Source organism: Gluconobacter sp. Dm-62 (assembly GCF_018256155.1).
Lineage (GTDB): Bacteria > Pseudomonadota > Alphaproteobacteria > Acetobacterales > Acetobacteraceae > Gluconobacter.
In genome coordinates this window covers 1-10,450 of record NZ_JAERLY010000034.1, presented here as the reverse complement: position 1 = coordinate 10,450, position 10,450 = coordinate 1, and the positions used below count along the sequence as shown (strand labels likewise).

Annotated in this window: 10 protein-coding genes and 1 pseudogene; 8 read left to right on the top strand and 3 right to left on the bottom strand. The window is 63.6% G+C overall.

Annotated features, from left to right (window positions below):
- From JK202_RS15690 to JK202_RS15675, 4 genes are all read left to right on the top strand, one after another.
- Positions 1 to 414 (top strand): hypothetical protein (locus JK202_RS15690; RefSeq protein ID WP_211562407.1); only part of this gene is annotated, 414 nt, incomplete at its 5' end.
- Between the two features lies 1 nt (position 415).
- A complete protein-coding gene (locus JK202_RS15685; protein WP_211562405.1) occupies positions 416 to 3,094 on the top strand; it encodes a DUF4132 domain-containing protein in 2,679 nt (892 codons plus the stop codon).
- On the top strand, positions 3,091 to 3,930 hold the full coding sequence (locus JK202_RS15680) for a 23S rRNA (adenine(2030)-N(6))-methyltransferase RlmJ (protein WP_211562403.1): 840 nt from the start codon (positions 3,091 to 3,093) through the stop codon (positions 3,928 to 3,930). Before JK202_RS15685 ends, JK202_RS15680 begins: the two co-directional genes overlap by 4 nt.
- A gap of 2 nt (positions 3,931 to 3,932) precedes the next feature.
- Positions 3,933 to 4,907, top strand: coding sequence for an NAD(P)H-dependent glycerol-3-phosphate dehydrogenase (locus tag JK202_RS15675; RefSeq protein ID WP_211562401.1), 975 nt, complete (start codon positions 3,933 to 3,935; stop codon positions 4,905 to 4,907).
- A gap of 9 nt (positions 4,908 to 4,916) precedes the next feature.
- Here the strand turns inward: JK202_RS15675 and sodC are convergent, their stop codons facing one another.
- Both sodC and JK202_RS15665 read right to left on the bottom strand, forming a co-directional pair.
- Positions 4,917 to 5,441 carry a superoxide dismutase[Cu-Zn] gene (gene sodC, locus JK202_RS15670; protein WP_211562395.1) on the bottom strand — a complete coding sequence of 175 codons (525 nt, stop codon included), beginning with the start codon at positions 5,439 to 5,441 and terminating at the stop codon, positions 4,917 to 4,919.
- 97 nt (positions 5,442 to 5,538) lie between these two features.
- Positions 5,539 to 6,744 carry a nucleoside transporter C-terminal domain-containing protein gene (locus JK202_RS15665; RefSeq protein WP_211562392.1) on the bottom strand — a complete coding sequence of 402 codons (1,206 nt, stop codon included), beginning with the start codon at positions 6,742 to 6,744 and terminating at the stop codon, positions 5,539 to 5,541.
- Between the two features lie 150 nt (positions 6,745 to 6,894).
- On the opposite strand from JK202_RS15665, the gene JK202_RS15660 reads away from it, so the two are divergent.
- A complete protein-coding gene (locus tag JK202_RS15660; protein WP_211562390.1) occupies positions 6,895 to 7,389 on the top strand; it encodes a glutathione peroxidase in 495 nt (164 codons plus the stop codon).
- Here the strand turns inward: JK202_RS15660 and JK202_RS15655 are convergent.
- A complete protein-coding gene (locus JK202_RS15655; protein ID WP_211562388.1) occupies positions 7,342 to 7,782 on the bottom strand; it encodes a DUF4112 domain-containing protein in 441 nt (146 codons plus the stop codon). The two genes, JK202_RS15660 and JK202_RS15655, sit on opposite strands and share 48 nt — an antisense overlap.
- Before the next feature lie 107 nt (positions 7,783 to 7,889).
- Here JK202_RS15655 and JK202_RS15650 point away from each other — a divergent pair, with 107 nt between their 5' ends.
- The 3 genes and pseudogenes from JK202_RS15650 to JK202_RS15640 form a co-directional block, all read left to right on the top strand.
- The gene (locus JK202_RS15650; RefSeq protein ID WP_211562387.1) at positions 7,890 to 8,135 is read left to right on the top strand and encodes a hypothetical protein; all 246 of its coding nucleotides are present in this window, start codon (positions 7,890 to 7,892) and stop codon (positions 8,133 to 8,135) included.
- Positions 8,136 to 8,211: 76 nt separating this feature from the next.
- On the top strand, positions 8,212 to 9,768 hold the full coding sequence (murJ, locus tag JK202_RS15645) for a murein biosynthesis integral membrane protein MurJ (RefSeq protein ID WP_211562386.1): 1,557 nt from the start codon (positions 8,212 to 8,214) through the stop codon (positions 9,766 to 9,768).
- Positions 9,769 to 9,863: 95 nt separating this feature from the next.
- Positions 9,864 to 10,450: pseudogene (locus JK202_RS15640) on the top strand (DNA mismatch repair protein MutS); the annotation flags it as partial.

The following is a 10,450-nucleotide window of genomic DNA, read 5'->3' as shown; positions in this document are numbered from 1 at the left end:
CCCCCGCTGGCCCCTCTCGGAACGCACTCCCGCCCACGCCTGAACACAGGAAGCCGCATGACCGCCATCCTCATTCGCGACGAGACCGGAACCGGTATCAGCAGACCCGCCCTGCGTTTCGACTGGAAAACCCGCAGACATCTGCGCGTGCGGGATCTGATCGCCGAGCGCGTCCGCCTCGAATGGGACAACGGCACCAAGGCAGAAGGCGAAGAAACCGCCCTCATCCCGCAGGACACGCCCTGTATCGAAACCATCGAAGCCGCCATCGACCATGCCCTGAAGGCCTTCGAACGCCGCGCCTATCTGGTCATCATCAACGACCGCCAGATCCCGCATCTGGATGACGACATCACCCTCACCCCGGACATGACGATCACTTTCCTGCGCCTTATCCCGCTGGTCGGAGGCTGACATGCAGCAGCGTGATCCAGTGCTTGTCGCCTCTTTGCCCGGCGGTCCGCTCTATCGCCTCCTGTCAAAAGTCGGCGACATGGAACAGGCGCTCATCGAGTGGCGCGCCCTGATGCGCTCCCGCTGTCCGACGGTTTTCGAAGATGCCAGAAAAAAATGGGTCGAACTCTACGAACAACAGAGATGCGACTACAAAGGCTACGCCTTCCGGGAAGCTGCCGGCCGCTATCTGGGCGATCATATCCCTCTCGCCGCCTATTTCCTGCCCGAGACGATGGGCACTGTACCGCACCCTGCATCTCCCAAGTGGCTCGAACGTCTCTCTCGCGAGAGCCTTGATCCCGAAGCTCCCATTCCACTGGCGAAACGCTGCTCCTACTGGACCCGTTTCGAAATATTCGGCTCGGGTCCAGCCCCATCCGTGAATTCCGAATCCCATCGCATCATGGATCTGAAATGGCTGGCCCAAGCCCGGGCAGATTATGTCCGGATCCCGGTCGAACGGCCCGGAACCTTCCGTCTCGTGCGCCAGCACGTCATCCGCCTGACCCTGCACCCAAGCAAGGCGGACGATCCCGTGTTTGACCGTCTGTCCACCCCCGACAGCATTACCCCCTCTGCCAGAACCCTGCGCGACCGCGCCGCCATTCTCGCCGCCCCTGACGGACAGGACGTTCTGACGCTGGCCCGCACCATCCTGCGCGATTTCAATACTGCGGGCGGTCGCTGGATCGACGGTCCGCTCTATCGTGCCGCCGTTTTTCCCATCCTCGTCATTCATGCAAACAACCGCATCAAGGCCACTGGCTCCGTCCGCGAAGCCGCATACGAACTCATCGCAAGGCCGGACTCTTTCATACCGGAAAAGCAGACCCTCTGGCGGATGGATACCGCGGAGCTGGGACTGCGGAATCTCGGAAAACGCCCGCCAGCGGAACTGCTCAGCCTGAACAAGATCCTGTGTGGCTGCCTCTGGCTCGTCGCCGTCAGCGGCACACCGGAAGACGTACAACTCCTCAGCACACTGGCAAAAAGCTTCCAGAGGGGCGACAGGATCTTCGAGTTCAACCGTATCATCCGGGCCCTCGGCCTCACCGCCGACCGTGACGCCATTAACGAACAGATCGCCCTGCGCCAGAAAACCCGTCATTCGCTCATGCTCGGCCAGATCAACGCCGCCCTGGCCGACTCCGCCCGAAAATCCGGCATCAGCATCACGGAACTCGAAGAACGCTCCGCCTACACCCACGACCTCAACAGCCATCATGAACGGGCCGTCCCGCTTCCCAACGGCCTGACCGCGACTCTGTCCCTCAAGACCAACGGCTCCGGAACGGTCACACTGTTCTCTGCCGACGGCACCGAACTGCGCCCGGTCCCTCCCGCGATCCGCACAGAACTCAAGACCATTCGCGCCTATGAAAAACTCAGGGAAGAAGCCCGCGCGCTGACAAAGGAGATGCAGGGCCACCGCCTGCGCCTCGAACGCTCCTGGATCACACAGGAACGCTGGACTGCCGAGCGCTTCCGCACGCACTATCTAACCCATCCCGTGCTGTCCTGGCTCGCCCACCGCCAGATCTGGACCCTCACCGCACCCGACGGCACGCAGCGCACCGTCCTCTTCCCAAACGGCACACCCATCGCTCCAGACGGCACCCCGACCGCCCCCCTGCGCGATGACGAAACCCTCACCCTCTGGCACCCGCTGGATGCCGATACAGCCCGCCTCAACCAGTGGCGCGACACGCTGGAATCCATCGCCCTCATCCAGCCCATCCGTCAGGCCTGGCGTGAAACCTATGTCCTGACCGACGCCGAACGCGCCACCTCCCCGGCCTCCCTCCGCTACGCAAGGCAGGTCCTGCGTCAGGCGCAGGCCGTCGAACTCGGCCGCCAGCGCGGCTGGCGCGTGCGCACCCTGAGCATGCACATGCCCTCAAGCGAGGGCGAACCCACAAGCCTCACCATCCCCTCCGCCGGTCTGCATGCCGAAATCTGGACCGCCGGCGTGGACGGTCAGGCCGCTTTTCACCACGGAACATTCACCCATATCCTCACCGACCGCGTCCAGTTCCGCACCGTCACGGACAAGGGCTCCTGGCGCCACGACGGCGGCAAGAAACTCGCCATCGGCAAGGACACCGTTCCCCTCGAAAACGTCCCGCCGCTGATCTTTTCGGAAGTCATGCGCGATCTTGACCTCTTCGTGAGCGTGTCCTCCATCGGCCTGGAGGCCACCTATCTCGACGGAGCGGAAGGCCGTTCCATCGGCGAATGGCGCCGCATGCCCGATCTGGCCGTGTGGAAGCAGGACGAGACCATGTCCCTCGCCGGACGCGCCCGCATCCGCTACGAGACGCTCGAACGGATCCTCCCCCGCCTCACCATCGCGGACCGCCTCGAACTCACCGACACACATGTCCATGTCCGCGGCGTCTTGCACAGCTACCGGGTCCATATCGGGACAGGAAACATCTTCCTCGATCCCGACCGGCGCTATATCTGCATCGTACCCGACGCCCGCAAAAAGAAATCCAGCATCACCCTGCCCTTCGACGACGACCAGACCCTCTCGGTCATCCTGTCGAAACTCTTCCTTCTCGCCGCCGATGACAAAATCACCGATCCCGTCATCCTCAGGCAGTTCCCCGCATCCACCCCGGAACAGACATCTTGAACTACCGTCACATCTACCACGCCGGAAACTTCGCCGACTGCATGAAGCACGCCCTGCTTCTCGCACTCATCATGGCGCTGAAGCGCAAACCCGCAGGCTTCGTCGTCCTCGACACCCATGCCGGCTGCGGCCGCTACGATCTGACGTCCGAAGAAGCCGAAAAGACCGGTGAATGGCGCGCAGGCATCGGCCAGCTTCTGGAGCGGCCAACCGCCGAACCGCTCAAGGACTATCTCGACGCCGTCCGCCCCAACGTGCAGGACCGGCACCGCTACCCCGGCTCCCCGGCCTTCGCCCGCGCCGAACTCCGCCCGCAGGACCAGCTCATCGCCTGCGAACTGCACCCGGAAGACGTCCGCCCCCTGCGCCGCCTCTTCCACGCCGACCCGCAGGCCGCCGTCCATCACCGCGACGGCTACGAAGCCCTGCGCGCCCTGCTTCCACCAAAAGACTTCAAGCGCGGCCTCGTCCTCATTGACCCGCCGTTCGAGAAGCCCGACGATTTCGCCCGCTGCGCCGACGCCATTGCCCTGATCCGCACCCGATTCCGCGCTGGGATCGTCGCCGTCTGGTACCCGATCAAACACCGTACACCCGTCCGCGCGTTCTACACAGCCCTTCAGGACACCGGCATCAGCGACATGCTCGCTTGCGAGTTCCTGCTCCGCCCGCCCGTCGATCCCTCCCGTCTGAACGGCTGCGGCCTGCTGGTCGTCAACGCCCCATTCGGCTTCGAGGACGAGGCCCGCAATATCCTGCAAGCTCTCGCCACCGGTCTGCGTTCTCCCGACGCTGAAGACATCCAGATCAACATCGAACGACTGGCGGAAGAATAATCATGACCACACGTCCGCACATCGCCGTCATCGGCGCCGGAGCCTGGGGCACAGCGCTGGCCTGCGCCACCGCAGCGACAGGCGCGGACGTGACACTCTGGATGCGCAATCCCGTCCCACCCGGAACCCGCACCCTGCCGCGCCTGCCGGACATCACGCTGCCCGAAAACGTCACCGTCACCGGCGACTTTCTCCGCAGCGCGGACGTAGTTCTGCTGGTCACCCCGGTCCAGACCGCCCGCGACGTCTCCACGCGCCTTCAGACCGTGCTTGACCCCACAGTTCCCGTCGTGACCTGCTGCAAGGGACTGGAACAGGCCACATCGCTCCTGCCACTCGACGTGCTCGCGCAGACCATGCCGAACCGCCCGACCGGTGTCCTCTCCGGCCCCAACTTCGCCATCGAAGTCGCCAAGGGCCTCCCCGCCGCCGCAACGCTGGCCTGCGCAAACCTCGTTATGGCGCAGTCCCTTACGGCGCTCCTCAACACATCCAGCTTCCGCCTCTACGCCAGCGATGATGCCGCAGGCGTGCAGCTCGCCGGGGCTGCAAAGAACGTCATCGCCATCGGCGCAGGGATCACAATTGGTGCAGGTCTCGGCGAAAACGCCCGCGCCGCTCTCATCACCCGCGCCGTCGCCGAAATCGGCCGCCTCGCCGAAGCCACAGGCGGTCGCGCCAGCACGCTCGCAGGCCTCGCAGGCATGGGCGACCTCATCCTGACCTGCACCGGGCGCGGCTCGCGCAATTACAGTGTGGGTCTGGAACTTGGCGTAGGCCGCCCGCTCGCGGACATCCTCGCCTCACGCACAACGGTCGCGGAAGGCGTGCTGACCGCCCCCGCCATGCTCGCCCTCGCCCGCAGACACAGCGTGCGGGTGCCGATCATCGAAACCGTCACGCGCCTCCTCAACGAAGGCGTTTCGATCGAGGAAGCGCGCCACCTTCTGCTGGACCGCCCCCCAACCCGGGAATAACGACGCGCCTCAGTGCAGAACAGCGCAGGCCACACGGTCTCCCGAACCACCAATCGGCTGGGTCTGATAGTCATCCGGCTTGGCATGGATCACCACGGACGCTCCGTCCGCGTCCATCAGCGCCGGCAGACCATTTTCGCCCTTCAGCGACACCAGCGTGGAATAAAGCTCCACCGTCGCCGTCCCGTCCGCCGCGACATACAGATTCGGCAGATCGCCGGCATCATTCGCATCCGCCTTCAGCAGACCATGCACAACAGGCGTCACCGTATGGACATGCGCGCCCGCACTGGTGAATTTCGGGGCCGCACAGCTCCCCTTTTCATGAAAATGAATCCCGTGCCAGCCCGGCGTCAGCCCCTGAACCTGAAGGCGCAGCAGAACGCCCTTCGGCGCCCCCGTCACGTCCACGAGCCCATGCGTGGCACCATCCGTCCCTTTCAGCGCTCCACTTACGTGATCCGCAGCGCTCGCCAGCGCAGGAACAGCCATCACAGAGGCCAGAAGAAGGGTCAGAAATCCGGAACGGCGCATGGGGGGCTCACAGTCTTTTAAAAGTCAGATGATAATTATTCGCATCTTACTCGAAACGAGCCTATCCCGCGATCAGAGATTCGTGATCCGCCCAAAATCAGACGAACAGCCCAGCAATCACCGCACTCATCGCATTGGACAGCGTCCCCGCCACCACAGCCCGAACGGCAAGGGACGCCACATCCGTCCGCCGCCGCGGCTCAGCACTTCCGAACGCCCCGATCAGAATCCCGATCGTCGAGATGTTCGCAAAGCCGCACAGTGCAAAAGACAGGATCGTAATCGTCCGCTGCGATAGCGCATGCGCATGGATCAGCGGCGACAGGTTCACGTATGCCACGAACTCGTTGAACGCGATCTTCTGCCCAAGCAGCCCACCCGCCACGACGCATTCATTCCAGGGTACGCCCAGAAGCCAGGCAAACGGCGCAAACACCATCCCCAGCATCCAGGACAGCGACAGCCCGACCGCACCCAGAAGCCCGTTCGCCAGCGCAATCAGCCCCACGAACGCAATCAGCACAGACCCCACCGCCACCGCGATTTTGGCACCATTCATCGCACCATCGGCAATGGCCTCGAACATGCTGTGATGCCCATGATCCGCGCCTGCAATCTGCGCATCAGACCGACGCGGCCCCGGAAACAGGATGCGCGAAAACAGCAACCCGCCCGGAATCGCCATGAAAGACGCCGCCAGCAGGTTCTCCATCGGCACGCCCAGCGACGCATATCCCGCCAACACCGACCCTGCGATGGAGGATGTTCCGCTACACAGGACCGTCGCCAGCTCCCCTTCCGACATTTCCGCCAGACAGGTCTGAAGCGCGATCGGCATTTCGCTCTGCCCCAGAAAGATCGTCAGAACCGCCGCAAACGATTCCAGTCCCGTCGTCCCCAGAACCTTGGCCAGCGCTCCACCGATCAGCCGGGAGAGGAACTGCAAGACGCCCCAGTGCTGCAACAACCCCAGAAGGGCTGCGACATAGACGATCTCCGGCAACACCTTCAGCGCAAAAACAAACCCCTCATTGCCGAACAGCCCGTCCATTTTCGGCCCGACAAGGCCGCCAAACAGAAACGCACTCCCCACATCCCCGAAAGACAGGACCTTCGTCACCGCATCCGACACGATATGCAGGCCATGCGCGCCCGCCGGCACCCACAGCACGACCGCCGCAATCAGCACCTGCAACAGCAGGGCCCGGCCCACCAGAGCCCAGTCGATGGCCCGGCGGTTGGTGGAAAGCAGCGCACCCAGAAACAGAAGACCGGCCATGCCGACAAGGACGCGCAGGATCACGCAGTCAAACTCCTTACCAAAAAAGAACAGGCAGAACTGGACCCGAAACGACCTGAACCTGTCCGTCATGTCACGTTCTGTCCACCCCTCCTCTCTCGCCTGCACGCCTTCAAACCGCTAGGATGCCGCCGACTGATAGGGAGAAGCCCCATGACCTGTGCCTATGATTTCAGCCTCCCCGGCCTGTCCGGCGACACGATCGACCTTTCGGCCTATCGCGGACGACCACTGCTGATTGTCAACACAGCCTCCAAATGCGGCTTCACGCCCCAGTATGAAGACCTCCAGCATGTCTGGTCCCGCTACGGTCGCGACTACCCGGACGGACTGATGGTCATCGGCGTGCCATCCAACGATTTTGGCGAGCAGGAACCCGGCTCCGCAGAAGACATCAAGACCTTCTGCCACCGCAATTACGGCGTTTCATTCCCCATGGCCGCCAAACAGCATGTCCGCGGCCCCGAGACCACACCGCTGTTCCAGTGGCTGGACAAACAGGGAGGCTTCCTCGCCCGCCCGCGCTGGAATTTTTACAAATACCTGATCGACCGCGACGGCAATCTGGCCAACTGGTTCACCCCGATTACCAAACCCGCGTCAAACCGGGTCGAGGAAGCGGTTCGGAAAGTCCTTCTGGACCATTGATCCCGCCCCTGTGCCCATGCGGGACGCCAGTGCCGCCTCAATCAGGGCAATGTTCCGCAGATCGGCCTTGAAAACAGTATCAAACAGATCGCCCGCAAGCGGCACGAGGCCCACTACGGCCTCGATTGCCACATTGCCCAGCATCCGCTGCACCGTCTGGCGATCCACACCCATCCGGCGCCCTTCCCAGACAATATAAAGCGAGAGCGCCGTCCCGATCAGCGCGCCCCCGCCCGGCAGAAGCCCTAGCAGCGTGTCCAGCCCCGCCCGCAGACGCAGTCCGGGAATCCGCGCTGCAGAGTTCAGAAGCCAGGCCAGACGCCTGATGCGCTCCAGCCTCCGGCGCAGCTCTGCAACACTTACGGGCGGGGAAATTGTTGAAAAATCAGTCATGGCACCCCCTATCACGCAACAGCGAACCGGAAGTTCGTCTTTTTTCCTTGAACAACCGTATCGAAACCCGCCAAAGTCCAAGTCAGAAATGTGACAGGAGACACATCATGAAGGACTCACTCCTCCGTCCGATCCTGCCCCTTCTGGTGGTCGCAGCCCTCGGTGCACTGACCCCGGCCGTGGCCCATCACGTCACGACGTTCCTTGGCCTGTCCGGCATTTTCTGGGCCAGCGCCATGCTGATGCTGGAAGTCACCCTGCTCTGCATCGGTCTTGCCGCCGTCCGTCCCGCCGTCAGCCAGTCCCAGCGCGACACCACGGTCCTGCACAACCGCGAAACGATCCTGCGCTGAAGCCCATTCGCCACACTGCGCTTTTCCTGTAACGGAGCATATGTCGCAGCGCCGAATGTTAGGCTAGGATCAGGAAATGCTTCGCAATTTCCTGACAGTCGGCAGCTGGACCATGCTTTCGCGTGTCCTCGGCCTCGTTCGTGACCAGCTTCTCGCCGCGTTTCTTGGTGCCGGCCCCGTTCAGGACGCCTACCTGATCGCGCTGAGGCTGCCCAACATGTTCCGGCGCCTCTTCGGCGAAGGGGCATTCAATGCGGCCTTCGTCCCGATGTTCACCGAGCGTTACGAGACAAAGGGCCATCAGTCTGCCCTGCGCTTCGCGGGGCAAGCCCTGTCCGGCCTCATGCTCTGGCTGGCGCTGCTGACCGTTCTGGCCGAAATTTTCATGCCGCTGGTCGTGGAATTTGTCGGCTCCGGCCTCAGCGGCACCCGGTTCGAAACCGCTGTGCACCTGTCGCGAATCACATTCCCCTATATGCTGCTGATCTGCGGCGCGGCCCTCGTCTCCGGTATTCTCAATGGCCTCGGGAAATTCACCGCCGCAGCCGCAGCTTACGTCACCTTCAACATCATCGGCATCGCGGCCATCCTCCTCGGCGCACTGGTCTGGCATAACACTGCCGTCGTCAGTGCCTGGGGTGTGACGCTCTCCGGCATTGTGCAGTTTGGCGCGCTCTACTGGGCAGCACACCGCGCAGGCATGGCACCACACCTGACATGGCCCAGCCTGTCCTCAGACATGCGCGCCCTGATGCGCCGCATGGGACCGGGCCTCGTCGGCTCCGGCGTCACCCAGATCAACCTGACCGTGGACATGATCATCGCAACCCACCTCCCGGTGGGAACACCATCGATCCTGTATTTCGCGGACCGCATCAATCAGCTCCCCCTCGGCGTTCTCGGTTCGGCGGCTGGCACGGCCCTCCTGCCGCTTCTGACGCGCCATATCGCCAATAACGACCGCGCCGCCGTCCATTCCAGCCTCAACCGCGCCATCGACTACACACTGCTCCTGACCCTCCCGGCCATGATCGGCATGATCGTGCTAGCCTCGCCAATCATGGCCGCCCTCTTCAGCTACGGCCATTTCACCGTCGCGGACGCCATCCTCTCCGGCCAGTGCCTTCAGGCCTATGCCCTCGGCCTGCCCGCCTTCGTCCTGATCAAGGTCCTCTCCCCGGCCTTCTTTGCGGAAGGCGACACCGTCACCCCTGTGCGCATCGGCTTCTTTACGCTGGGACTGAACCTCGTTCTCAACCTGCTGCTCTATCGCCCGCTCGGCCATATCGGGCCGCCGCTAGCCAGCACGATCGCCGCCTTCGTCAACTGCACGCTGCTCGCCGTCATCCTGCATCGGCGCGGCCTTTTTATTGCTGACCCGCTCCTGAAGGGGCGCGCCCTGCGCATCACGGGCGCCGCCGTCATGATGGCCCTGTGGGTCGCCGCCGCCGAAAAACTCGCAGCCCCCGGCCTGCCGTCTTGGCATGGCGTCTGGCGCTTCGGCATGCTGACGGCCCTGATTATCTTCGGCATGCTCGTCTACGCCGTGATGCTGGACGCCCTGAAAGTGGTGCGCCTGCGTGACGCGACCGTGGCTTTCCAGACACGCCTGAACCGCCGACGCGCCCGCTGACCCCTCCGTGCCGGTTCACACACCGGCACGGAGACGTTATTTTCCCATCCCCTTCCCGAAGTGACAGCCCGGAGACCGGACCCATCGGCACATTCATGCCCCTGCCCACCGCCGAAAACGCCAGCCCCGCGATGGCCCAGTGGTTCGATCTCAAACATCAGGAACCCGACGCCCTCCTGTTCTTCCGCATGGGCGATTTCTACGAGCTGTTCTTCTCCGATGCACAGGCCGCCGCCATGGCGCTCGACATCGCACTCACGGCCCGCGGCACCCATCAGGGCGAGCCGATCCCGATGTGCGGCGTCCCCGTTGCCGCAGCCCCGGCCTATCTGTCACGCCTGATCCGCCGCGGCTTCCGCGTCGCCGTCGCCGAACAGACGCAGACCCCTCCGAAAAAAAGCGAAAAACCGCAGAAGGGCCCGCTGTCCCGCGCCATCGTCCGCGTCGTCACCCCCGGCACCCTGACGGAAGACGAACTGCTCGAAGCCGGACGCGCCAACCTCCTCCTCGCCCTCGCCCGCAGCCCGGAAAAACGCACAAAAACGATCGGCGCGGCGTGGATCGACATCTCCACCGGCGCTTTCGAAACCGCCTCGGTCCCGGAAACTGCCCTGCCGGAACTCATGGCCCGGCTCGACGCCGCCGAGATCCTCTCCGAACCCGACCTGATCCCCCCCGATTA